This window comes from Streptomyces sp. CB01580 (assembly GCF_001905795.1).
GTDB lineage: Bacteria > Actinomycetota > Actinomycetes > Streptomycetales > Streptomycetaceae > Streptomyces.
In genome coordinates this window covers 136,843-159,739 of sequence record NZ_LIXJ01000020.1, presented here as the reverse complement: position 1 = coordinate 159,739, position 22,897 = coordinate 136,843, and the positions used below count along the sequence as shown (strand labels likewise).

22 protein-coding genes and 1 pseudogene are annotated in these 22,897 nt (G+C 73.3%); 15 read left to right on the top strand and 8 right to left on the bottom strand.

What is annotated here, in order from left to right:
* The first annotated feature begins 8 nt into the window (after nt 1-8).
* The 4 genes from hisH to hisF are packed head-to-tail and all read left to right on the top strand — an operon-like array spanning nt 9 to nt 2,537.
* On the top strand, nt 9-665 hold the full coding sequence (gene hisH / locus AMK22_RS25820) for an imidazole glycerol phosphate synthase subunit HisH (protein WP_073788771.1): 657 nt from the start codon (nt 9-11) through the stop codon (nt 663-665).
* Complete coding sequence (gene priA / locus AMK22_RS25815) at nt 665-1,390, top strand: bifunctional 1-(5-phosphoribosyl)-5-((5-phosphoribosylamino)methylideneamino)imidazole-4-carboxamide isomerase/phosphoribosylanthranilate isomerase PriA (RefSeq protein WP_073788770.1); 726 nt, start codon at nt 665-667, stop codon at nt 1,388-1,390. The genes hisH and priA overlap by 1 nt, the downstream gene beginning before the upstream one ends.
* Complete coding sequence (locus tag AMK22_RS25810; RefSeq protein ID WP_073788769.1) at nt 1,387-1,785, top strand: RidA family protein; 399 nt, start codon at nt 1,387-1,389, stop codon at nt 1,783-1,785. The genes priA and AMK22_RS25810 overlap by 4 nt, the downstream gene beginning before the upstream one ends.
* Nucleotides 1,782-2,537 carry an imidazole glycerol phosphate synthase subunit HisF gene (hisF, locus tag AMK22_RS25805; RefSeq protein ID WP_073788768.1) on the top strand — a complete coding sequence of 252 codons (756 nt, stop codon included), beginning with the start codon at nt 1,782-1,784 and terminating at the stop codon, nt 2,535-2,537. Before AMK22_RS25810 ends, hisF begins: the two co-directional genes overlap by 4 nt.
* A gap of 89 nt (nt 2,538-2,626) precedes the next feature.
* Here the strand turns inward: hisF and AMK22_RS25800 are convergent, their stop codons facing one another.
* Nucleotides 2,627-3,259: a TIGR03085 family metal-binding protein gene (locus tag AMK22_RS25800; RefSeq protein ID WP_073788767.1), complete on the bottom strand. Its 633-nt coding sequence runs from the start codon at nt 3,257-3,259 to the stop codon at nt 2,627-2,629.
* A gap of 83 nt (nt 3,260-3,342) precedes the next feature.
* Here AMK22_RS25800 and hisI point away from each other — a divergent pair, with 83 nt between their 5' ends.
* From hisI to lgt, 10 genes are all read left to right on the top strand, one after another.
* On the top strand, nt 3,343-3,726 hold the full coding sequence (hisI, locus tag AMK22_RS25795; RefSeq protein ID WP_073788766.1) for a phosphoribosyl-AMP cyclohydrolase: 384 nt from the start codon (nt 3,343-3,345) through the stop codon (nt 3,724-3,726).
* An 11-nt stretch (nt 3,727-3,737) separates the two neighbouring features.
* The gene (locus AMK22_RS25790) at nt 3,738-5,231 is read left to right on the top strand and encodes an anthranilate synthase component I (RefSeq protein WP_073788765.1); all 1,494 of its coding nucleotides are present in this window, start codon (nt 3,738-3,740) and stop codon (nt 5,229-5,231) included.
* A 67-nt stretch (nt 5,232-5,298) separates the two neighbouring features.
* On the top strand, nt 5,299-5,952 hold the full coding sequence (locus AMK22_RS25785) for a TIGR02234 family membrane protein (protein WP_073788764.1): 654 nt from the start codon (nt 5,299-5,301) through the stop codon (nt 5,950-5,952).
* Between the two features lie 127 nt (nt 5,953-6,079).
* Nucleotides 6,080-6,328, top strand: a complete 249-nt coding sequence (locus AMK22_RS25780; protein ID WP_073788763.1) for an HGxxPAAW family protein — start codon at nt 6,080-6,082, stop codon at nt 6,326-6,328.
* Nucleotides 6,329-6,408: 80 nt separating this feature from the next.
* Complete coding sequence (locus tag AMK22_RS25775) at nt 6,409-6,933, top strand: DUF2752 domain-containing protein (protein ID WP_073788762.1); 525 nt, start codon at nt 6,409-6,411, stop codon at nt 6,931-6,933.
* 115 nt (nt 6,934-7,048) lie between these two features.
* Nucleotides 7,049-7,858, top strand: coding sequence for an indole-3-glycerol phosphate synthase TrpC (gene trpC / locus AMK22_RS25770; protein ID WP_073788761.1), 810 nt, complete (start codon nt 7,049-7,051; stop codon nt 7,856-7,858).
* Between the two features lie 417 nt (nt 7,859-8,275).
* Complete coding sequence (gene trpB, locus AMK22_RS25760) at nt 8,276-9,556, top strand: tryptophan synthase subunit beta (RefSeq protein WP_073788759.1); 1,281 nt, start codon at nt 8,276-8,278, stop codon at nt 9,554-9,556.
* Entirely contained in the window at nt 9,553-10,365 is an 813-nt protein-coding gene (trpA, locus tag AMK22_RS25755) for a tryptophan synthase subunit alpha (protein ID WP_073788758.1), read from the top strand. The genes trpB and trpA overlap by 4 nt, the downstream gene beginning before the upstream one ends.
* A gap of 125 nt (nt 10,366-10,490) precedes the next feature.
* Nucleotides 10,491-11,471, top strand: coding sequence for a DsbA family protein (locus AMK22_RS25750; RefSeq protein ID WP_073788948.1), 981 nt, complete (start codon nt 10,491-10,493; stop codon nt 11,469-11,471).
* 229 nt (nt 11,472-11,700) lie between these two features.
* On the top strand, nt 11,701-12,681 hold the full coding sequence (gene lgt, locus AMK22_RS25745; protein ID WP_073788757.1) for a prolipoprotein diacylglyceryl transferase: 981 nt from the start codon (nt 11,701-11,703) through the stop codon (nt 12,679-12,681).
* A 543-nt stretch (nt 12,682-13,224) separates the two neighbouring features.
* On the opposite strand, the gene gap is transcribed toward lgt, so the two are convergent.
* The 7 genes and pseudogenes from gap to AMK22_RS25705 form a co-directional block, all read right to left on the bottom strand.
* Entirely contained in the window at nt 13,225-14,223 is a 999-nt protein-coding gene (gap, locus tag AMK22_RS25735) for a type I glyceraldehyde-3-phosphate dehydrogenase (RefSeq protein ID WP_073788756.1), read from the bottom strand.
* 103 nt (nt 14,224-14,326) lie between these two features.
* Nucleotides 14,327-15,283, bottom strand: coding sequence for a GlxA family transcriptional regulator (locus AMK22_RS25730; protein ID WP_073788946.1), 957 nt, complete (start codon nt 15,281-15,283; stop codon nt 14,327-14,329).
* A 202-nt stretch (nt 15,284-15,485) separates the two neighbouring features.
* The gene (locus AMK22_RS25725) at nt 15,486-16,298 is read right to left on the bottom strand and encodes an HpcH/HpaI aldolase/citrate lyase family protein (protein ID WP_073788755.1); all 813 of its coding nucleotides are present in this window, start codon (nt 16,296-16,298) and stop codon (nt 15,486-15,488) included.
* Nucleotides 16,295-17,494 (bottom strand): CaiB/BaiF CoA transferase family protein, encoded by a 1,200-nt coding sequence (locus tag AMK22_RS25720; RefSeq protein ID WP_073788754.1) that lies wholly within the window; start codon nt 17,492-17,494, stop codon nt 16,295-16,297. The genes AMK22_RS25725 and AMK22_RS25720 overlap by 4 nt, the downstream gene beginning before the upstream one ends.
* A complete protein-coding gene (gene rbsK / locus AMK22_RS25715; RefSeq protein ID WP_073788944.1) occupies nt 17,491-18,375 on the bottom strand; it encodes a ribokinase in 885 nt (294 codons plus the stop codon). The genes AMK22_RS25720 and rbsK overlap by 4 nt, the downstream gene beginning before the upstream one ends.
* Before the next feature lie 103 nt (nt 18,376-18,478).
* Nucleotides 18,479-19,684, bottom strand: coding sequence for an ADP-ribosylglycohydrolase family protein (locus AMK22_RS25710; protein ID WP_073788942.1), 1,206 nt, complete (start codon nt 19,682-19,684; stop codon nt 18,479-18,481).
* 477 nt (nt 19,685-20,161) lie between these two features.
* Nucleotides 20,162-21,241 (bottom strand): annotated as a pseudogene (locus tag AMK22_RS25705) (ADP-ribosylglycohydrolase family protein); the annotation flags it as partial.
* Nucleotides 21,242-21,782: 541 nt separating this feature from the next.
* Here AMK22_RS25705 and AMK22_RS25700 point away from each other — a divergent pair.
* Nucleotides 21,783-22,517 (top strand): VIT1/CCC1 transporter family protein, encoded by a 735-nt coding sequence (locus AMK22_RS25700; protein ID WP_073788753.1) that lies wholly within the window; start codon nt 21,783-21,785, stop codon nt 22,515-22,517.
* The last annotated feature ends 380 nt before the right edge of the window (nt 22,518-22,897 follow it).

Sequence of the window (22,897 nt, the reverse complement as noted above, 5' to 3'; positions counted from 1 at the left end):
TACGACTGGTGAGCGACAACACGAAGTGCGGGAAGAAGAAGGTCGTCGTCTTCGACTACGGCTTCGGCAACGTCCGGTCCGCCGAACGGGCCCTCGCCCACGTCGGCGCGGACGTCGAGATCACCCGCGACTACGACGCGGCGATGAACGCCGACGGGCTGCTGGTGCCCGGCGTCGGCGCGTTCTCCGCCTGCATGGAGGGGCTGCGCAAGGCCCGCGGCGAATGGGTCATCGGCCGCAGGCTGGCCGGCGGCCGGCCCGTCATGGGCATCTGCGTCGGGATGCAGATCCTCTTCGAGCGCGGCATCGAGCACGGCGTGGAGGCCGAGGGGCTGGACGAGTGGCCCGGCACCGTCGGCCCGCTGAAGGCCCCGGTCGTGCCGCACATGGGCTGGAACACCGTGCGGGCGCCCGAGGACTCCCAGCTGTTCGCCGGGCTCGACCCGGACGCCCGGTTCTACTTCGTGCACTCCTACGCCGTGCACGAATGGAGCCTGGAGGTCACCAACCCCAAGATCCGCGCGCCCCGGGTCACCTGGGCCACCCACGGCGAGCCGTTCGTCGCAGCCGTGGAGAACGGTGCCCTGTGGGCCACCCAGTTCCACCCCGAGAAGTCCGGCGATGCCGGCGCCCAGCTGCTGACCAACTGGATTGAGACGCTGTAATGCCGAAGCTTGAACTCCTCCCCGCCGTCGACGTCCGCGACGGCCAGGCCGTCCGCCTCGTCCACGGCGAGTCCGGTTCCGAGACCTCCTACGGCGACCCGCTGGAGGCGGCCCTCGCCTGGCAGCGGTCGGGCGCGGAATGGCTGCACCTCGTCGACCTGGACGCCGCCTTCGGCACCGGGGACAACCGGGAGCGGATCGCCGAGGTCGCCCGCTCCATGGACATCAAGGTCGAGCTCTCCGGCGGCATCCGCGACGACGCCTCGCTCGCCGCCGCCCTCGCCACCGGCTGCACCCGGGTCAACCTCGGCACCGCCGCCCTGGAGACCCCCGAGTGGGTCGCCAAGGTCATCGCCGAGCACGGCGACAAGATCGCCGTCGGCCTCGACGTGCGCGGCACCACGCTGCGCGGCCGGGGCTGGACCCGCGACGGCGGCGACCTCTACGAGACGCTCGCCCGCCTCGACTCCGAGGGCTGTGCCCGCTACGTCGTCACCGACATCGCCAAGGACGGCACCCTCCAGGGCCCCAACCTGGACCTCCTGAAGAACGTCTGCGCCGCCACCGACAAGCCCGTCGTCGCCTCCGGCGGCGTCTCCTCGCTCGACGACCTGCGCGCCGTCTCCGCGCTCGTCCCGGACGGCGTCGAGGGCGCGATCGTCGGCAAGGCGCTCTACGCGAAGGCGTTCACCCTCGAAGAAGCACTGAGGGTGGTCTCGGAATGACCGAATCCGTCAACCGCGTCTCCTCGGGCGCCCCCTGGGAGGAGAGATTCGGCTACTCCCGTGCGGTCCAGCTGCCGAACGGCCTCGTCCTGGTCTCCGGCTGCACCTCGGTGGAGAACGGGCAGATCTCCGCAGGCGGCCCGTACGAGCAGACCGTCACCTCCTTCAGGGTCGCCTTCGACGCGCTGAAGCAGCTCGGCCTGGGCCGCGAGGACGTCGTCCGCACCCGGATGTACGTCACCCACGCCCGGGACGTGGACGAGGTGGGCCGCGCCCACAAGGAGCTGTTCGACGACGTCCGCCCCGCCGCGTCGATGCTGATCGTGGCGGGCCTCGTGGACCCGAGCCTGGTCGTCGAGGTCGAGGTCGAGGCGTACCGGGGAGGTGCGCGATGAGCCTCGCGGTACGCGTCATCCCGTGCCTGGACGTGGACGCCGGCCGGGTCGTCAAGGGCGTCAACTTCCAGAACCTGCGCGACGCGGGCGACCCCGTCGAGATGGCGAAGCTGTACGACGCCGAGGGCGCCGACGAGCTGACCTTCCTGGACATCACCGCGTCCAGCGGCGACCGCGAGACCACCTACGACGTGGTGCGGCGCACCGCCGAACAGGTGTTCATCCCGCTCACGGTCGGTGGCGGCGTCCGCACCGCCGACGACGTCGACAGGCTGCTGCGGGCCGGCGCGGACAAGGTCGGCGTCAACACCGCCGCGATCGCCCGCCCCGACCTCGTCCGGGAGATCGCCGAGCGCTTCGGCCGCCAGGTCCTGGTGCTCTCCGTGGACGCCCGGCGCACCCCCACCGGCGGCTTCGAGGTGACCACGCACGGCGGGCGCCGGGGCACCGGCATCGACGCCGTCGAATGGGCGCACCGGGCCGCCGAGCTGGGCGCGGGCGAGATCCTGCTCAACTCGATGGACGCCGACGGCACGAAGGACGGCTACGACACCGAGATGATCACGGCCGTGCGCAAGCACGTGACCGTTCCCGTCATCGCCTCCGGCGGCGCCGGCCGGCTCGCGGACTTCGCGCCGGCCATCGCCGCGGGAGCCGACGCCGTGCTCGCCGCGTCCGTCTTCCACTTCGGCGACCTGCGGATCTCCGAGGTCAAGGCGGCGCTCAGAGAAGCCGGACACCCGGTCCGCTGACCGTACGGGCATCCCGTCCGCCGTACCCGCCGCGCATCGGCCGGTACGGCGGACGGCTCCTGCCGAACGCCGTCGGGGCAGCCCCGGGCCTACATCCCCAGCTCCGCCGTCCGCAGCCGGGACACCGCCTCCTGGTCGCCGTCCAGCCCCACCACCGCCGCGTCCTGGCGGCCGAACGCGAACAGCAGCAGCTCGCCCGGCTCGCCGGTCACCGTCACCACCGGGGTGCCCTTGTGGGCCACCACCGTCTGGCCGTCCGGGCGGCGCAGCACCAGCCCCACCGGGGACCTGCGGCCCAGCATCCGGGCCGTCCGCTCGGCCCGCGACCACAGCAGATCGGCGAAGACCGGGTCCAGCTCGCGCCGCGACCAGTCCGGCTGGGCCCGGCGCACGTCCTCCGCGTGCACGTAGAACTCGACGGTGTTGGCCGCCTCGTCGATCTGCTTCAGGCCGAACGGGGACATCCGCGGCGGCCCGGTGCGGATCAGCTGGATCAGTTCCTCGTACGGCTTCGCCGCGTACTCCGCCTGCACCCGGTCGAGCCGGTTCTTCAGGACGCCCAGCACCACACCTCCCGCCGCGTCCGGCCGGCGCTCCCGCACCACCACATGGGCGGCCAGGTCCCTGGTCGTCCAGCCCTCGCACAGGGTCGGGGCCTCCGGTCCCGCCGCTTCCAACAGGTCGGCGAGCAGGAGTCGTTCACGCTTCGCATGGGTCGACATGCCCGCCAGCGTACGACCACCGCGCCCGGTCCGCCCAGCGGACGCCGCCCCGGACCGACCCCCGGCCACGGCACAATGGGCGCATGACCAGCGCGCCCGCCCCAGGCACCCCGACGCCGCAGAGCAACCTCGACCCGGACATCGCCGCCCGCCTCAAGCGCGGTGCCGACGGGCTCTTCCCGGCCATCGCCCAGCAGTACGACACCGGCGAGGTGCTGATGCTCGGCTGGATGGACGACGAGGCCCTGCACCGCACCCTCACCACCGGCCGCTGCACCTACTGGTCCCGCAGCCGTCGCGAGTACTGGGTCAAGGGCGACACCTCGGGCCACATCCAGACGGTCAGGTCCGTCGCCCTCGACTGCGACGCCGACACCGTCCTCGTCAAGGTCGACCAGACGGGTGCCGCCTGCCACACCGGCGACCGCACCTGCTTCGACGCCGACGTCCTCCCGCTCGCCCAGTAGGGTTCGGCGCCATGGATCTCGACACGTTCCGCAAGCTGGCCGTCGAACGGCGCGTCATCCCCGTCAGCCGCAGGCTCCTCGCGGACGGCGACACCCCGGTCGGCCTCTACCGCAAACTCGCGGGCGGGCGCACCGGCACCTTCCTCCTCGAATCCGCGGAGAACGGCCGCACATGGTCGCGCTACTCCTTCATCGGCGTGCGCAGCGCCGCCACCCTCACCGCACGCGACGGCCGGGCGCACTGGCTGGGCACCCCGCCCGTCGGCGTCCCCGTCGACGGCGATCCGCTGGAGGCCCTGCGCGCCACCGTCGAAACCCTCCACACCCCGCGCGACCTGGTCGCCGACGCCGGGCTGCCCCCGTTCACCGGAGGCATGGTCGGCTACCTCGGCTACGACGTCGTGCGTCGCCTGGAGCGGATCGGCGACAGCACGACGGACGACCTGCGCCTCCCCGAGCTGACCATGCTGCTCACCTCGGACCTGGCCGTCCTCGACCACCGGGACGGCAGTGTCCTGCTGATCGCCAACGCGATCAACCACAACGACCTCGTGACCGGCGTCGACGAGGCGTACACGGACGCCGTCGCCCGCCTCGACGCCATGGAACGGGACCTCTCGCGCCCCGTCGAGAACGCCCCCGCCGTCCTCCCGCCCTCCGAGCTGCCGCCGTACACCGCGTGCTGGGGCGGCGAGTCGTACCAGCGCGCCGTCGAGGACGTGAAGGAACGCATCAGGGCCGGCGAGGCGTTCCAGGTCGTGCCCTCCCAGCGCTTCGAGACCCCGTGCACGGCGAGCGCGCTGGACGTCTACCGGGTGCTGCGCGCCACCAACCCGTCCCCGTACATGTACCTCTTCCGGTTCGACGGATTCGACGTCGTGGGCTCCAGCCCGGAGGCCCTCGTCAAGGTCGAGGACGGACGGGCCATGGTGCACCCGATCGCCGGGACCAGGCACCGCGGCGCCACCCCGCAGGAGGACCAGGCCCTCGCCGAGGAACTCCTCGCCGACCCGAAGGAACGCGCCGAGCACCTCATGCTCGTCGACCTCGGCCGCAACGACCTGGGGCGGGTCTGCGAACCCGGCACCGTCGAGGTCGTCGACTTCATGTCGATCGAGCGGTACTCGCACGTGATGCACATCGTCTCCACCGTCACCGGCCGGGTCGCCGAGGGCCGCACCGCCTTCGACGTGCTGACCGCCTGCTTCCCCGCGGGCACCCTCTCCGGCGCCCCCAAGCCCCGCGCGATGCAGATCATCGAGGAGCTGGAACCGAGCCGCCGCGGCCTGTACGGGGGCTGTGTGGGCTACCTCGACTTCGCCGGGGACTCCGACACCGCCATCGCGATCCGGACGGCGCTGCTCCGTGACGGCACGGCGTACGTCCAGGCCGGGGCGGGCGTCGTCGCCGACTCCGACCCGGTCGCCGAGGACACCGAATGCCGCAACAAGGCCGCGGCGGTGCTCCGGGCCGTCCACACCGCCAACCGGCTCGGCGGCGTATGAGGCGGCGGGGGCCCTCGCGGCGGGCGGGGGACCCCGCGTCCGGCCACGGACCGGGCCGTGAGGGATAGTGGGGTACGTGAGTGCTGTCCCCGTACCCCAGCCCCGTACCCGCACGGCCGCCGCACCCGGCGCCGCGGCGAGCCGCCGCAGCCTGGCCGCCGGCCTGCTCCTCGGGGCGGCCGGCGCCACCGTCGTCCTGCTCGCCTCCGGCCAGACCTGGGCCGAGGGCCGGGCGTCCGTCGTCGGCGGCTCCCTGCCCCTGACGGCCGACGGCCAGGACGTCACCGGCCTCCCGGCGGCCCTCGCCGTCGTCGGCCTGGCCGCCCTCGTCGCCGTCTTCGCCGTCCGCGGCGGCGGACGGCTGGTCGTCGCCGGGCTGCTCGCCCTCAGCGGCCTCGGCGCCGCACTGAGCGCCGGCCTCGGCGCCTTCGACAGCTCCGCGCTGGACGAGAAGGCCGCGCGGACCACCGGCGACACCTCGGCCACCGTGCAGGCCCTCGCCCACACCGCGTGGCCCTACGTCACCGCCGCGGGCGGCCTGCTGATCCTCCTCGCCGGGCTGCTCGCCCTGCGCTACGGCAGACTCTGGCCCGGCATGTCGGGCCGGTACGAGCGGGACGGCACACCCCGCCCGCGCCGGGCCGCGGGCAGGGCCCCGGACCCGGACCGGCCCGAGGACCTCTGGAAGGCCCTGGACCGGGGCGAGGACCCGACGGGCTAGACCCCCAGCTCACGCCCTACCCGCACGTACGGGACAATGGGGCGGAGCTTTCTGCACAGCGGCACCACAGCGCCACCAGCTTTGCGTACAGCGACACCAACAGCGCAACACCAACAAGGAGCAACTCATGGCGGGCAGCAGCCACGGACACACCCCGGCCGCCTGGACCGGTGTCCTCATCTCCTTCTTCGGCTTCTGCGCCGGGGGCATCTTCATGGTCGCGGCCAACCCGGTCGGGTTCTGGGCCAGCATGGGCATCATCCTCCTCGGCGGGGTCGTCGGCCTCGCGATGAAGATGGCCGGCCTCGGTACGCCGAAGGAGACGCCGGAGGTGGCCGCCGCCCGGGCACGCGCCGCACAGGCGCAGATCTCCTGACACGCGCGAAAGCCGCACGAACGCGAGGCGCAGCCCGGGTACGGGCTGCGCCTTTCCGCGTCAGCGGGGACAATCACCGGGTGGACGCATCGCCGACTTCTGCCGCACCGCCGTCGCACGGCCCCGGGCCCGCGGACGCCGCCCGCCCGCCGACGCCCGGTCGGCCGCCGTTCCTGCCCCCTGCCCCGGCCCCCGGGCCCGGGCCCGGCGCACGCCTGCGGCGGCTCGCCGTCCCGGTGGGCGTCATGGCCGCTGTCGTCGGGGCCTTCGGCTACGTCGGTGCCGTCGACCCCAACGAGCCGGGCCACTACCCGGCCTGCCCGCTGCTCCGGCTCACCGGCCTGTACTGCCCGGGCTGCGGCGGTCTGCGCAGCGCCCACGCCTTCGCGCACGGCGACATCGCCGCCGCCCTCGGCTCCAATGCCCTAGCCGTGGCCGGATACGTGCTCTTCGCCGTCCTGTGGGTGGTCTGGACGGCCCGCGCCGCCCGGGGAAGGCCCATGAGCATCGCCGCGGGCCCCGCCGTCTGGTGGGGGATCGGGGCCGTGCTGATCGTCTTCTCGGTCGTCCGGAACCTCCCGTTCGGGGCGGCGCTGGCGCCCTGACCGTTCAGCTGGTGGGACGACCGCCGACCGGATTCGGGCCTCGGCCCTCCTGCGGATAGCATTGACATGGCTGATCCTGTTCCCTCATCACCTTCCAGGAAGGGGGGCCGCTCGCGTGAGTGTGCTCGACGAGATCATCGATGGCGTACGTGCCGACCTCGCGGAGCGGCAGGCGCGTGTCGGCCTCGACGAGCTGAAGGAACGCGCGCGGCGCGCTCCCGCGGCCAAGGACGGGGCCGCGGCCCTGCGCGGCGAGGGCGTCAGCGTCATCTGCGAAGTCAAGCGGTCCAGCCCCTCCAAGGGGGCGCTCGCCGCGATCGCCGACCCGGCCGCGCTCGCCGCGGACTACGAGGCGGGCGGCGCGTCCGTCATCTCGGTCCTCACCGAGGAGCGCCGGTTCGGCGGTTCGCTCGCCGACCTGGAGGCCGTCCGCGCCAAGGTCGACATCCCGATCCTGCGCAAGGACTTCATCGTCACCTCGTACCAGCTCTGGGAGGCCCGCGCCTACGGCGCCGACCTCGCCCTGCTGATCGTCGCCGCCCTCGACCAGGAGGCCCTGGTCTCCCTGATCGAGCGGGCCGAGTCCATCGGCCTGACCCCGCTCGTCGAGGTGCACGACGAGGAGGAGGTCGAGCGTGCCGTGGACGCCGGGGCGAAGGTGATCGGCGTCAACGCGCGCAACCTGAAGGACCTCAAGGTCGACCGCTCCACCTTCGAGCGCGTCGGCCCCGAGATCCCGGACCACATCGTCAAGATCGCGGAGTCCGGTGTCCGAGGCCCGCACGACCTGATCGCGTACGCCAACGCGGGCGCCGACGCGGTGCTCGTGGGCGAGTCCCTGGTCACCGGCCGCGACCCCCGGGGCGCCGTCGCCGACCTGGTCGCCGCGGGTGCCCACCCGGCGCTGCGGCACGGACGGGGCTGACCGCGACCGTGACCGCCGACCGTCCCGAGCCGTCCCGCACCCGGCAGGCCCCGCGCCCGGCCGGTGCGACGGCTGCCCGGGGCCCGTACGTGCCGTCGGCGCGCGGCGGTCACCCGCTCGTCCCCCTCGACCATCCCCAGCCGAGGCGCTGCGCGCCGCCCTTCTGGCACCGGGGCTGCCGCGCCCCGGCGCGCCGGGTGCACGGCCGAAGGGTGCGGTACGTGATCGGCGACGAGCCCGGTCAGGTCAACGGCATGCGATGGCGCACGGGGTCCGCGCCGTAGCGAGCCCCGGTCGACGTACCCGCACCACCTCTGTACGTATGCCCGCACCGCCCGACCGCTCCCGGTCGCGGCGGCGCTCCGCTCACGGCGCATACGGTGAACCCACCTGTTGCGATGTCGAGGAGCACGTCGGATGTCATCTGACTTCTTCATTCCGGACCCGGAGGGTCTGATCCCCAGCGCCGAGGGCTACTTCGGTGCGTTCGGCGGCAAGTTCATTCCGGAGGCGCTCGTCGCCGCCGTGGACGAGGTCGCCGTCGAGTACGACAAGGCGAAGGCCGATCCTTCCTTCGCCGCCGAGCTGAACGCGCTGATGGTCGACTACACCGGCCGCCCCAGCGCGCTGACCGAGGTCCGGCGCTTCGCCGAGCACGCGGGCGGGGCCCGCATCTTCCTCAAGCGCGAGGACCTGAACCACACCGGCTCGCACAAGATCAACAACGTGCTGGGCCAGGCGCTGCTCACCCGGCGCATGGGCAAGACCCGGGTCATCGCCGAGACCGGGGCCGGCCAGCACGGCGTCGCCACCGCCACCGCCTGCGCGCTCTTCGGACTCGACTGCACCATCTACATGGGCGAGATCGACACACAGCGCCAGGCACTGAACGTGGCACGGATGCGGATGCTCGGCGCCGAGGTCATCGCCGTGAAGTCCGGCTCCCGGACGCTCAAGGACGCCATCAACGAGGCGTTCCGCGACTGGGTCGCCAACGTGGACCACACGCACTACCTCTTCGGCACCGTCGCCGGACCGCACCCCTTCCCCGCCATGGTCCGCGACTTCCACCGGGTCATCGGCGTCGAGGCGCGCCGCCAGATCCTGGAGCACACCGGCCGGCTGCCGGACGCCGCGATCGCCTGCGTGGGCGGCGGCTCCAACGCCATCGGCCTCTTCCACGCCTTCATCCCGGACGCCCGCGTCCGGCTGATCGGCTGCGAGCCCGCCGGGCACGGCGTGGAGACCGGGGAGCACGCGGCGACCCTGACCGTGGGCGAGCCCGGCATCCTGCACGGCTCGCGCAGCTACGTCCTCCAGGACGACGAGGGCCAGATCACCGAGCCGTACTCCATCTCGGCCGGTCTGGACTACCCGGGCATCGGCCCGGAGCACGCGTACCTGAAGGACACCGGCCGCGGCGAGTACCGCGCGGTCACCGACGACGCCGCCATGCAGGCGCTGCGTCTCCTCTCCCGCACCGAGGGGATCATCCCGGCGATCGAGAGCGCCCACGCGCTGGCCGGGGCCCTGGAGGTCGGGAAGGAACTCGGCAAGGACGGACTGCTCGTGGTCAACCTGTCCGGCCGCGGCGACAAGGACATGGACACGGCGGCCCGCTACTTCGGGCTGTACGACGAGACCGACGGGGTCGTCGAGGCCGATGTGGCCGACGGGGAAGAGGAGGTCACCAAGTGAGCGGCAATGTCGAGTTGCTGAGTTCCACCCTCGCGCGGGCGAAGGCGGAGAACAGGGCGGCGCTCATCGCGTACCTCCCGGCGGGCTTCCCGACCGTCGACGGCGCGATCGCCGCGGTGAAGGAGGTCGTGGCGGGCGGCGCGGACATCGTCGAGGTGGGGCTGCCGCACAGTGACCCGGTCCTCGACGGGCCGGTCATCCAGACCGCCGACGACATCGCCCTGCGCGGCGGCGTCAGGATCGCGGACGTGATGCGCACGGTCCGCGAGGCGCACGAGGCGACCGGCGCTCCGATCCTCGTCATGACGTACTGGAACCCGATCGACCGGTACGGCGTCGAGCGCTTCACCGCCGAACTCGCCGAGGCGGGCGGCGCCGGGTGCATCCTGCCCGACCTGCCGGTCCAGGAGTCCGCGCTGTGGCGCGAGCACGCCGACAAGCGCGGTCTGGCGACCGTCTTCGTGGTCGCCCCCAGCAGCAAGGACGAGCGCCTGGCCACCATCACGGCGGCCGGTTCCGGATTCGTCTACGCGGCCTCGCTGATGGGCGTCACCGGCACCCGCGAGTCCGTCGGCGAGCAGGCCCAGGACCTGGTCGAGCGCACCCGCGCCACCACGTCCCTCCCGGTCTGCGTCGGCCTCGGAGTCTCGAACGCCCGGCAGGCCGCCGAGGTCGCGGGCTTCGCGGACGGGGTGATCGTCGGTTCCGCCTTCGTCAAGGGGATGCTCGACGCCCCCGACGAGGAGGCCGGCCTGGCCGCGGTCCGCACTCTGGCGGGTGAACTCGCCGAGGGCGTCCGAAAGCGCTGAGAAGGTCCGGCCGCGAGATCCGCGGCCGGACCACCCACCCGGACGACCCGCATCGGGAGTCATCCGAACGGGTGGACCTGGACCGGGGAGGCACGCGTGTGCCTCCCCGGTTCGTTGCTGCGGGTGTGAGCGAGAAGAACGAACAGGGAAAAAGGGCCGCGCGAGACCGGCTCGTCCAGCAGCGCGAGCGAGAGAAGGCCCGCGAGCGACGCAGGCGGTCGATGATCGTCGGCGGCGCCGTGGTGGGGGTGCTGGGGCTGGCCGCCGTCGTCGGCGTGATCGCCGCGAACACGGGCGGCAAGGGGGAGAAGGAGAAGGCGGCGGGTCCCCTCGTCGCACCGTCCGGCGCCACCGGCAAGGACGGCCTGGCCATCCGGTCCGGCCCGGACGACGCCCCGTCCACGCTCACCATCTGGGAGGACTTCCGCTGCCCGGTCTGCGCCCAGTTCGAGAACGCCTTCCGGGACACCTTCCACGAGCTGGAGCGGGCCGGACGGATCAGGACCGAGTACCACCTGGCCACGATCATCGACGGCAATCTCGGCGGCTCGGGATCGCTGCGGGCGGCCAACGCGGCGGCCTGCGCGCAGGACGCCGGCAAGTTCTCCGCCTACCACGACCTCCTCTACCGCAACCAGCCGCAGGAGTCCGTCGACGCCTTCGCCGACAACGACAAGCTGATCGATCTCGCGGGCAAGGTCCCGGGCCTCGACACCCCGGCCTTCCGCGGCTGTGTGAACGACGGGAAGCACGACAGCTGGGTCCAGAGGTCCAACGCGGTGTTCCAGAACAGCGGATTCGGCGGCACGCCGACCGTGCTGCTCAACGGCGACCCGATCTTCCCGAAGAAGGGGAACGAACCGATCACCGTGGCGAACCTGAAGAAGTGGGTCGCCGAGGCCGAGAAGGGCAGGAAGCCCGCCACGGGCACGCCCACGCCCGCGTCCGGCGCCCCCGCCTCCGGCACGCCTGCCTCCGGTGCGTCCGCGACCCACACGTCCGCCCCCGCGTCCGCCGCACCGACGCCCGCCGCGGGCGCGTCCGCCACGACCCGGCCGGCCGCGCCCCCGCCCGCCGTGGCACCGCCCGCTCCGTCGGGTTCCTGACCGCTGCGCGCTGACGGCCCGGGGAGCGCCTCGCCTTCCCGGGCCTGCGGAGAGCCGCCTCCCGGGCCGGGGAAACGGGTCGCGAAGGCATGAGCCGTGAGGGCGCGGGACGCGGGAAACGGGCGGGGGAGGCGTGGGCTGCGGGGCGCGGGGACGACGTGCCTGTTACGCAGACGTTGCCGAGCGGCTTGCCCCGGGCCCCACCCGGCAGGGTAGCGTCGACCTTGCCATGGACCTTGCCTACATTCCCAGCCCGTCGACCGGCGTGATCAATCTCGGCCCGATCCCGCTCCGCGGCTACGCGTTCTGCATCATCATCGGTGTCTTCGTCGCCGTCTGGTTCGGCAACAAGCGCTGGGTCGCCCGGGGCGGCCGTGCCGGCACCGTCGCCGACATCGCCGTCTGGGCGGTGCCCTTCGGCCTCGTCGGCGGCCGTCTCTACCACGTCATCACCGACTACCAGCTGTACTTCGGCGAGGGCGAGAACTGGGTCGATGCCTTCAAGATCTGGCAGGGCGGACTCGGCATCTGGGGCGCGGTCGCGCTCGGTGCCGTGGGCGCCTGGATCGGCTGCCGCCGTCGCGGCATCCCGCTGCCCGCCTGGGCGGACGCCCTCGCACCCGGCCTCGCGCTGGCCCAGGCGATCGGCCGCTGGGGCAACTGGTTCAACCAGGAGCTGTACGGCCGGCCGACCGATCTGCCGTGGGCGCTGAAGATCAGCGAGGGCCCCAACAGGGTCGCCGGCACGTACCACCCGACGTTCCTGTACGAGTCGCTGTGGTGCATCGGCGTCGCCCTGCTGGTGATCTGGGCGGATCGCCGTTTCCGGCTCGGACACGGCCGGGCGTTCGCGCTGTACGTCGCCGCGTACTGCGCGGGGCGCGGTTGGATCGAGTACATGCGGGTCGACGAGGCCCACCACATCCTGGGCCTGCGCCTGAACGTGTGGACCGCGCTGATCGTGTTCGTGCTGGCGGTCGTCTACATGGTGCTCTCCGCGAAGCTGCGACCGGGCCGCGAGGAGATCGTGGAGCCGGCGGCGGCCGAGGAGGCGGCGCTGGACGCCGACGCCGCGAAGGACGCGACGGACGGCAAGAACGTCGAGGACGGTGACGTCCCGGGCACGGCGGGCGGTTCGGACACCGCGGCCGCGTCCGACACGAAGCCGTCGGAGAAGAACGCTGCCGCGAAGGCGGCCGAGAAGGCTTGAGCCTTGTGCGCGGGGACACCGGGCCGTTCGGCCCGGTGTCCCCGCGCCGCCGACCGCCACCGGTGCCGTGATGCGCAGTAGCGACGGCACCTCCCGGACGTCGCGGCGCAGTTCTTCGAGTCCGTTGTGCGGCTGGTCCACGTCCCGACGCGAGGCGGTCACCGCGGTGACCGCCTCGCTCGCACGTTCGTCCGCGTTGCAGGCGCTGGTCCGCGTCTCGTGCCAGGACGTCTTCGGATCACCTGGACCGGGCCCGGTCGGCTTGGCGATCTCCGGCCCAGGCGCAGCAGCATCGTGAAGTCGGCCAGGCTCACGCCGCGCAGCCCTCCCAGGGTTGCGTCGAACCGCTTCACCAGGGCCGTCCGGGCCCTCAAGACGCAGGGGAGGCGTGGCCGGGAACGCTCGACGCCGCGGTGCCGGGAGTGCGGCCGAAGGGCCGGAATCAACCCGCCGACAAGGCAAGGAGCGCTTCAGTCGGCCCGACTGGCCGACTGAAGCGCTCACCGGAGAGGCCCGGGCGGGGCGGTCGCCGGAGGTGGCGGGTCAGCGGGTGGCGAGGAGTTCGAGCGTATCGATCACGCGGTTCGAGAAGCCCCACTCGTTGTCGTACCAGGCGACCACCTTGACGTGGCGTCCGTCGACCCGGGTGAGGGCCGAGTCGAAGATCGACGAAGCCGGGTTGCCCGTGATGTCGGACGACACGAGCGGGTCTTCCGAGTACTCCAGTACGCCGGCGAGAGGCCCCTCGGCGGCGGCGCGGTACGCGGCCAGCACCTCGTCGCGCGTCACGTCGCGGGCGACGGTCGTGTTGAGTTCGACGATCGAGCCCACCGGGACCGGCACACGGATCGAGTCGCCCGACAGCTTGCCGTCGAGGCTCGGCAGCACGAGGCCGATCGCCTTGGCGGCGCCCGTGGTGGTCGGCACGATGTTGACCCCGGCGGCGCGGGCGCGGCGGGGGTCGCGGTGGGGGCCGTCCTGCAGGTTCTGCTCCTGCGTGTAGGCGTGCACCGTCGTCATGAAGCCGTGCTCGATGCCGGCGAGCTCGTCGAGCACCGCGGCCAGCGGCGCGAGCGCGTTGGTGGTGCAGGAGGCGTTCGAGACGATGGTGTGCACGTCAGGGTCGTACGCGTCGGTGTTGACGCCGTACGCGAGCGTCACGTCCGCACCGTCCGACGGGGCGCTGACCAGGACCTTCTTCGCACCCGCGTCGAGGTGGCCGCGGGCGGCCTTCGCCGAGGTGAAGCGGCCGGTGGCCTCCAGGACGATGTCCACGCCGAGCTCCGCCCACGGCAGCTGCGACGGCTCGCGCTCGGCCAGCACCTTGATGCGGCGGCCGTCCACGACGAGGACGTCCCCGTCGACGCTCACCGGGCGGCCGAGGCGGCCGGACGTCGAGTCGTAGGCCAGCAGCCGGGCGAGCGCGGTGGGCTCCGTGAGGTCGTTGACGGCGACGACCTCGAAGTCGCTGTCGCGCTCCAGCAGTGCGCGCAGCACGTTGCGTCCGATGCGGCCGAATCCGTTGATGGCGATGCGAGTCATGAATGGTGTCCCTTCGGTTCGCCATCACTGTCGCCTGCTTCGTCCGCCCGCGACAGCGGCATGATCGCCACGGTTCAAAAGCATCTCGCCAGGTGGTAGTGGGTTACTCCCCCTGTGTGAAGGTGCGCCGGTACTCGCTCGGCGTCGTGCCGAGGATCCGCTGGAAGTGCAACCGCAGGTTGGCGCCGGTGCCGAGACCGACGTCGGTGGCGATCTGCTCGACGCTCCGCTCCGAACGTTCGAGCAGTTCGCGGGCCAGGTCGACGCGGGCCCGCATGACCCACTGCATCGGCGTGTATCCCGTGTCCTCGACGAAGCGCCGCGAGAACGTGCGCGGCGACACCGCCGCCTGCCGGGCGAGTGCTTCGAGGGTGAGGGGCTGGTCGAGCCGGTGCAGCGCCCACTCGCGGGTGGCGGCGAAGCGCTCGCCGAGTGGCTCGGGCACGCTGCGTGGCACGTACTGTGCCTGACCGCCGCTGCGGTAGGGGGCTGCGACGAGGCGTCGGGCCGCATGGTTCGACGCGGCCACTCCGAGGTCGCCGCGCAGGATGTGCAGGCACAGGTCGATGCCCGAGGCGGCGCCGGCCGACGTCAGGACGCTGCCCTCGTCGACGAACAGAACGTTCTCGTCGACCTGAACGAGCGGATGCCGTGTCACCAGTGCCCGCGTGTAGTGCCAGTGCGTCGTGGCGCGCCTGCCGTCGAGCAGGCCCGTGGCGGCGAGCGCGAAGGCGCCCGTCGAGATGGCGGCGAGCCGGGCGCCCCGGGCATGGGCGGCGACCAGTGCGTCGAGGACGGCCCGCGGGGGGTCGTCGCGGTCAGGGAACCGGTAGCCGGGGACGAAGACGATGTCGGCCCACGCAAGTGCGTCGAGGCCGTGGGCGACACCGTACGACAGGCCGTCGCCGCCGGTCACGGGACCGGGTGCCGCCCCGCACACCCGCACCTCGTACGGCATGCTCGCGCGGGTCGCGAAGACCTGCGCGGGAATTCCGACGTCGAGCGGCTTCGCACCTTCGAGCACGAGGACGGCGACGCGATACAGGCGGGAGGCTGGCACGTAAGAGAGGTTACGTGGGGTGTGCACGCCCACTGCGCGGACCAGGCGGATGACACCGGCCGGACCGTCTTCCCCCGTCATGGGACCGCCGGCCGTCCCACTCCTCGCCCCGCCTCCGGCCGTTCCGGGAAACACCCCGAAGGCACTCCTGTGACGTGACACGCTGGCCGTCCCGGTCCGTGTCCGCCTCGGATCCGGCCCGTCAGCGCGCCCGGTGTGCCAGGGCGAGGGTGCGGCGGGCCGAGGCCACCACGGCCGCGTCGACGAACCGGCCGTCCGGCAGGGCGAGTGCGCCCTGCTCCGTCACCACCGCCGCCACGATCTCCTCCGCCGCCTCGACCTCCTGGGCCGTGGGCCGGAACGCCCGCTCGATGACGGGGAGCTGGCGGGGGTGGATCGCCGCCCGGCCCAGGAAGCCCAGGGACCGGCCGTGTGCGCAGGACGCGCGCAGCCCGTCCAGGTCGCGCACGTCGGGGAACACCGACTGGGTGGGGGGAGCGAGCCCGGCCGCGCGGGCGGCGACCACGACCCGGCTGCGCGACCAGTCGAGCCCGGAGTCGTCCCGTACCCCCAGATCGGCCCGGAGGTCGGCCTCGCCCAGGGCGACGGAGCGCACCTGGGGATGGGCGGCGGCGATCGTGTACGCGTGCTCGATGCCGAGGGCGGATTCCAGCAGCGGGCACAACGCCACCCCCGGGGCCACGGCCGCGAGGTGGTGGACGGTGGCCGCGTGCGTGATCTTGGGCAGCCGGAGCTCGGTGAGACCCGGCAGGTCGGCCAGGGCGCGCACGTCCGCCTCGGTGTGGACCCGGACGTGGAGCGGCACGGCGGTGTCGTCGGACGCCTCGGACAGCAGTTCGGCGGTGGCCGACCGGGCGTACTCCTTGCGGTCGGGGGCGACCGCGTCCTCCAGGTCGACGATCACCACGTCCGCGCCCGCGCCGCGCGCCTTGCGCACCACCTCCGGCCGGTCGCCGGGGACGTAGAGCAGGGTGAGCGGGACCGCCGTCGTCACAGGACGTGCTCCGCCCGCAGCGCGGCGATCTCCGGGGCCGACAGGCCGAGCCCGGTGAGGATCTCGTCGGTGTCCGCGCCGTGCGGCCGTCCCGCCCAGCGGATCGCGCCGGGTGTCCCGGAGAGGCGGAACAGGACGTTCTGCATCCGCAGCGGTCCGAGCTCCGGGTCGTCGACCTCGGCGATGGAGCCCAGTGCCCGGTACTGGGGGTCCTCCATCACGTCGCGGATGTCGTACACGGGCGCGATCGCCGCCTCCGCCTTCTCGAACGCGCGGAGCGCCTCGGCGCGGGTGTGCAGGGCGATCCAGTCGCCGACCGCCTCGTCGAGTTCTTCGGCGTGCTCGGCGCGGGTGGTGCCGGAACCGAACCAGGGCTCGTCGATCAGCTCCGGCCGGCCGACCAGCCGCACGACCCGTTCCGCGACCGACTGCGCGGAGGTGGAGACCGCGACCCACTCCCCGTCCGAGGTGCGGTACGTGTTGCGCGGGGCGTTGTTGCGGGAGCGGTTGCCGGTGCGCGGCTGGACGTGGCCGAGCTGGTCGTACCAGAGGGGCTGCGGGCCGAGCACGGTCAGGATCGGCTCGATGATCGCCATGTCGACGACCTGCCCCTCGCCGGTCCGGTCGCGGCCGGCGAGCGCGGTCATCACGGCGTACGCGGTGGCGAGCGCCGCGATCGAGTCGGCGAGTCCGAACGGCGGCAGCGTGGGCGGGGAGTCCGGCTCCCCGGTGATCGCGGCGAACCCGCTCATCGCCTCCGCCAGGGTGCCGAAGCCGGGACGGTGCGCGTACGGGCCGAACTGACCGAAGCCGGTGACCCTGGTCAGCACCAGCCGGGGGTTGACGGCGTGCAGCTCGGCCGGGCCCAGGCCCCAGCGCTCCAGCGTCCCGGGCCGGAAGTTCTCGATGATCACGTCGGTGCCCGCGGCCAGCCGGAGCAGGAGGTCGCGCCCGGCGGGGGCGGAGAGATCGAGGGTCAGATTGCGTTTGTTGCGGCCGAGAATCTTCCACCACAGGCCGACACCGTTCTTCGAGAGGCCGTGCCCGCGCGAGGGGTCGGGCCTGCGCGGGTGCTCCACCTTGATCACCTCGGCGCCGAAGTCCCCGAGCATGGTGGCGGCGAGCGGGCCCGCGAAGAGTGTGGCGAGGTCGACGACCCGCAGACCGGTCAGGGGTGCCTGCGCGGGCGCGTTCACGCGGCGTCGATCTCGCTGCGGTACGGCATGGAGACCGACGCGCCCGGCCGCTGCACGCACAGCGCGGCGGCGGACGTCGCCCAGGCCAGTGCCTCGGACACGGGCCGTCGTTCACCGAGCGCCACAGCCAGGGTGCCGACGAAGGTGTCCCCGGCACCGGTGGTGTCGACGGCGGTGACCTCGGGGGCGGGGAGGAGGACGGGTTCGCCGTCCCGGGCCGCGTACAGACAGCCCTTCGCGCCGAGGGTGACGACGACCTCGGGGACCCGGCCGAGCAGGATCTGGGCCGCCGCGTGCGGGTCGGTGACGCCGGTCAGGGCGGACGCCTCGCGCTCGTTGGGGATCAACAGGTCGACGCAGTCCAGGAGTCCGGAAGGGAGCGGCCGTACGGGGGAGGGGGTGAGCAGGGTGCGCACGCCGTGGTCGCGGGCGACCCGCGCCCCGTCCATCACGACGGACAGCGGCAGCTCCAGCTGGAGGAGCAGCAGCTCGGCGGCGGCGATCGCGGCCGTCTCGCCGTGGCCGAGCGCGGTGACGGTGCCGTTGGCGCCGGGGATCACCACGATGGAGTTGCCGCCCAGGTCGTCGACGACGATGTGCGCGGTGCCGCTGGGGCCTTCGGCGGTGTGCAGCAGATCGGTGTCGACGCCCGCGTGCTCCAGTCCGCTGCGGAGCAGGGTGCCGTACGTGTCGTTGCCGACCGCGCCGATCATCGTCACGTCGCCGCCCGCGCGGGCGGCCGCGACGGCCTGGTTGGCGCCCTGGCCGCCGGGAATGGTGCGGAACTCCCGTCCCGTGACGGTCTCTCCGCGCCGCGGGGCCCGTGCGACGTATACGACAAGGTCCATGTTGGTGCTGCCGAGCACCGCGATGCCGGTCATGGGCGGTGTGCCTCCTCGGGGTCGGTCCGGTGGGCCGGTCCGGTGGGCCGGTCCGGTGGCCGGCCCGGTGAGTGCGTCGTCGAAGGGCGTCCCGGTGCGGCGCTCAGCGGGAGCGGGTGCCGCGGCTCCCGTCCCGGACCCCGGTGCCGTCACGGCCGTCGTGGACGCCGGGAAGGTCATGGGCCTCGGGAACGCCGGGAACGTCATGTCCGAATTGTCCACCCCGGGGTCTCGGTTCCGTGTCTGCCAGCAGCCCGGCGAGTTCGACGAGATCGGTCCCCGCGAGCCGGGGCAGTGCGCATCCGGCGAGGGTGCGGCACGCCTCGCGCCATCCGTCCGGTACCGCGCCGAGCGCACCGGTCAGCGCACCGGCCAGGGCGGGCGCGGAGTCGGCCACCCGCGACAGGCACGCCGCCGCGGGGACGGCCTCGGCGATCCGGCCGCGTGCGGCGGTGGCCAGGGCGAGGGCGACCGGGACGGTCTCGGCGGCGGCGATCCCGTAGCTGTAGACGTGGTCGACGATCTGGTGCTCCAGTACCGGTACGAGGGAGAACACGCCCGCCTCCTCGCCGACGAAGCCGCGCGCGATCCGGACGGCGTGGGCGGCGTTGCGGGCGATCTCCGTGCCGTCGGGGAGCTGCGCGAGCGCGGCGTCCACCGCCTCGTCCACGTCCGCGCCGCCCAGTGTCGAGGCAATCGCGGCGGCCATGGCGCGGGCACCGTGCACCCCGTCGCCGTCCTGGGTGTAGCGGGCGTCGAATTCGGCGAGGTCGGCCGCAGCGGCCGGATCCCCCGGGTGGGCGGCGGCGAGGACGGCGGCCCGCACGCAGGCCGCGTCGTCGAAGTAGTGCGGGTTGTCGTGGCCGGTGGCGGGCGGGCGCAGTCCGGCGGCGAGATTGCCGAGCCCGGCCCGCACCGAGATCCGGGCCCGCAGCGGAAGCACCGCCGACTCAACCTCGGGGGCCCGGGCGGCGGCCTCGGCGACCTCGGCGGCCAGCGCGTTCCAGGCGATGTCGACGGCGGCGCGCAGCCGTCGCCCCGGGGACGGCCCGTGCGGCGGTCCGGCCGCCGACGCGAGCACGGTCCCGGCGGCGAACGCCGCCCATTCGGCGTCGTCGGAGGGGCCGAGCCGCAGGGGCTCGGGCGGCTGGTTGAGCGCGATGGGGACGGGCAGCGTGGTCGTGGCGTTCTGCTCGGCGAAGGTGTCGAGCTCACGGGTGAGGCGACGGGTCCACTCGGGCATCCGGGCCGCCCGGTGCCGCGCGGCCGGCCAGCCCGCGGCGTCCCCCGCGGCGAGCCCGAGCAGCAGCCCCTCGACCCGGGCGCGGTGCCCGGGAGTGCGCCCGGAGCCGGTCCGGTACCGGGCGACCGGGGCGTCGCGCTCGGTCCGGGCGCCGTGCGGCGGCGGTGCCGGGGGAGGGGGCGCGTCCCGGCGGGCGGTGGCGCACGGGGCGGGTGCGGAGCCCGGCCGGTCCGTCCCGGGGGCCGTGCCCGCTTCCGCGCGGGGCGTGCCGGTGGTCCTGCGGGGTGTGCCCGCCTCCGTGCGGGTCGTGTCGGTGGCCGTGCCTGTCTCCGTGCGGGGCGCTTCGGCTTCGGTGCGGAGAGTGTCGTCGGTCGCACGGGACGTGTCGGCGGTCGCGGGGGCCGTGCCGACCCCGGTACGGGCCGTGCCTGCCCCCGTGTGCGGCGTGCCGGTGGTCGCGGGGGGCGCGACCGGGCTGGAGGCGCGCGCCCCGGCCGGTGCGCCGGGCCTGTCCCGTAGGGCACCACCCGCCGCCTCGTCCCCCCGCACGGTGCCGGGCGGCTCCCCGGCGTCTTTCCCAAGCGTCGCGTCCGGCAGGGTGAGGAGTTCCGCGACGTCCAGGACGTGGTGGCCCCGCATCGACGGCAGACAGCTGCCCCGGACCGGGCCGATCGCCTCCGCCCAGGGCCGGGGGATCGCGGACGCCCCGTTCAGCGCGCCAGCCAGGGCCCCCGCCACCGCGGCCGTGGTGTCCGCGTCCCGGCCCATGTTGACGGCGGTCAGCACCGCCGTACGGAAGTCGCCGCGCGCCGCCGCGAACGCGCCGAAGGCCAGGCCGACCGCCTCGGGCGCCAGGTCCGTCCACGGGTAGCCGCCGACGACCACCGCGGAACGCACCGCCCGCTCCATGGTCAGCCGGTCGGGGTACGCGCGCTGCGCGGCTGTCACCGCGCGCCGCAGGGAGCGCGCCGTCCACGAGTCCATGGGGACGACGGACAGCGCGGCGGCGATCACCGGCACGACCCCGGCGCCCGCCATCGCGGCGGCCACCCCCGCGGCCACCGCCCGGCCCCCGTAGATGCCCTCCCCGTCATGGCTGACCTGTCCGTCCACCGCGACCAGTCGTGCCGCCTCGTCCGGCCGGCCCGCCGCGAAGACTCCGAAGGGCGCGGCCCGCATCGCCAGCCCGTCGCTCCAGGCGTGCCGGTGCTGGGCGGAGATCGGGGCGGCGAGGCCCCGGCGGAGGTTCTCCAGCGTGCCCCGTTCGCTGAACCCGGCGCCCCGGAACGGCCCCTCGTCGAGATCGGCGATCCACAGGTGCCAGGCCCGCTCCACATGGGTCACGGTCAGTGCCGAACCGTGCCGGGCGAGCAGCAGCCCGGAGAAGATCGCGTACTCCGTGTCGTCCGTGCCCGCCGGGTCGTCCCGCACGAAGCCCTCGATACGGCCCCAGCGACGACGGATCTCGGACGGCCGGAGGTTCTCCGCGGGTGCGCCCAGCGCGTCACCGACCGCGAGGCCGAGCAGACAGCCGCGGGCCCGGTCGGCCCGGTCGAGGCGGGGCACCTCGCCCGGGACGTCCCGCGCCCGCGTCCGCGCCGGACTTCCTGAAGTCGAATCCATCGTGCGCCGACCCTTCGCTCGTACCGGACCGGTTCTGGTACTTGATCGATCTGTGCCACATCACGACCCGACAAAGGCTGACATTCAAGACAAAAGGTCCAGTCGGATGAGGGGGTCCAGACAGCAAGGAAGGCCGTACTTACTCGGTCACTCAGGGTGGTAAGTACGGCCTTCCTTGCTGGCGGGAGCCATTTTTCGTGCGTACTTTCGATGGTGCTGGGCGGGGTGGAGCACATGAACCCGCCGCCGGAAGGGGAGAACCGTGGCCATCATCGAGACCGACGCCGTACNCTTCGCTCGTACCGGACCGGTTCTGGTACTTGATCGATCTGTGCCACATCACGACCCGACAAAGGCTGACATTCAAGACAAAAGGTCCAGTCGGATGAGGGGGTCCAGACAGCAAGGAAGGCCGTACTTACTCGGTCACTCAGGGTGGTAAGTACGGCCTTCCTTGCTGGCGGGAGCCATTTTTCGTGCGTACTTTCGATGGTGCTGGGCGGGGTGGAGCACATGAACCCGCCGCCGGAAGGGGAGAACCGTGGCCATCATCGAGACCGACGCCGTACTGCACGAGGCACACCGCGACAACCACACCCACCGCGATGTGAACGGTGGCTGGCTGCGCCCGGCGGTCTTCGGTGCGATGGACGGCCTGGTCTCCAACCTCGCGCTGATGACCGGGGTCGCGGGCGGTGCCGTCTCCCAGCAGACGATCGTGATCACCGGTCTCGCGGGTCTCGCTGCGGGCGCGTTCTCCATGGCGGCCGGTGAGTACACCTCCGTCGCCTCGCAGCGCGAGCTGGTCGAGGCGGAGCTGGACGTCGAGCGGCGCGAGCTGCGCAAGCATCCCAAGGACGAGGAGCGGGAGCTCGCCGCGCTGTACGAGGCCCGGGGTGTCGAGCCGGGGCTCGCCCGCGAGGTGGCGCGGCAGTTGTCGCGCGACCCCGAGCAGGCCCTGGAGATCCATGCCCGCGAGGAGCTCGGCATCGATCCCGGCGACCTTCCCTCGCCGCTCGTCGCCGCCGTGTCGTCCTTCGGTTCGTTCGCGCTGGGCGCCCTGCTGCCGCTGCTGCCGTATCTGCTGGGGGCGAGCGCGCTGTGGCCGGCCGTGCTGCTGGCGCTGATCGGACTGTTCGCCTGTGGTGCGGTGGTGGCCAGGGTGACGGCGCGTAACTGGCTGTACAGCGGACTGCGTCAGCTGGCGCTGGGCGGGGCCGCCGCGGCGGTCACCTACGGTCTGGGCACGCTGTTCGGGGTGGCCGTCGGCGGCTGACGGGTCCCCGGGCGCCGGGGAGACCCGGAACGGAAGGGGCGGGCGAGCATGCCCGCCCCTTCGGCGTGCGGAGTGGGACCGTTCGGCGCCGGGCGTGTGCCCGCCCGGCGTCCGGGCCGTTCGTCGCCCGGTACGCGGCCGTTCGTCGCCCGGTACGAGGCGCCGTTCGTCGCCCGGTGCGCGGCCGTTCCGTGTCCGGTCCCGGGCCGTCCGCCGCGGACCCGGTCGGCCTTCCTCCGTCCGTGTGACGGGCTTCGGCCGGTCGTGTGATGTACGTCCTGGGAGCCGGCTCTGGGCGGGACGGCTCCGCCCGGCGTAAAATCGTCCTCCACGACAGAGCTGCTCATCAGCAGCCGTTACCCGGCGGTTTTGTTCTCGCC

Excerpts from the sequence above, each read along its gene's own strand:
- gap (WP_073788756.1), bottom strand. The coding sequence starts at position 14,223 with ATGACTCGCATCGCCATCAACGGATTCGGCCGCATCGGACGCAACGTG.
- hisF (WP_073788768.1), top strand. The coding sequence starts at position 1,782 with ATGAGCCTCGCGGTACGCGTCATCCCGTGCCTGGACGTGGACGCCGGC.
- AMK22_RS25790 (WP_073788765.1), top strand. The coding sequence starts at position 3,738 with ATGGATCTCGACACGTTCCGCAAGCTGGCCGTCGAACGGCGCGTCATC.
- AMK22_RS25780 (WP_073788763.1), top strand. The coding sequence starts at position 6,080 with ATGGCGGGCAGCAGCCACGGACACACCCCGGCCGCCTGGACCGGTGTC.
- priA (WP_073788770.1), top strand. The coding sequence starts at position 665 with ATGCCGAAGCTTGAACTCCTCCCCGCCGTCGACGTCCGCGACGGCCAG.
- rbsK (WP_073788944.1), bottom strand. The coding sequence starts at position 18,375 with ATGACCGGCATCGCGGTGCTCGGCAGCACCAACATGGACCTTGTCGTA.
- AMK22_RS25810 (WP_073788769.1), top strand. The coding sequence starts at position 1,387 with ATGACCGAATCCGTCAACCGCGTCTCCTCGGGCGCCCCCTGGGAGGAG.
- AMK22_RS25800 (WP_073788767.1), bottom strand. The coding sequence starts at position 3,259 with ATGTCGACCCATGCGAAGCGTGAACGACTCCTGCTCGCCGACCTGTTG.
- hisI (WP_073788766.1), top strand. The coding sequence starts at position 3,343 with ATGACCAGCGCGCCCGCCCCAGGCACCCCGACGCCGCAGAGCAACCTC.
- lgt (WP_073788757.1), top strand. The coding sequence starts at position 11,701 with ATGGACCTTGCCTACATTCCCAGCCCGTCGACCGGCGTGATCAATCTC.
- trpB (WP_073788759.1), top strand. The coding sequence starts at position 8,276 with ATGTCATCTGACTTCTTCATTCCGGACCCGGAGGGTCTGATCCCCAGC.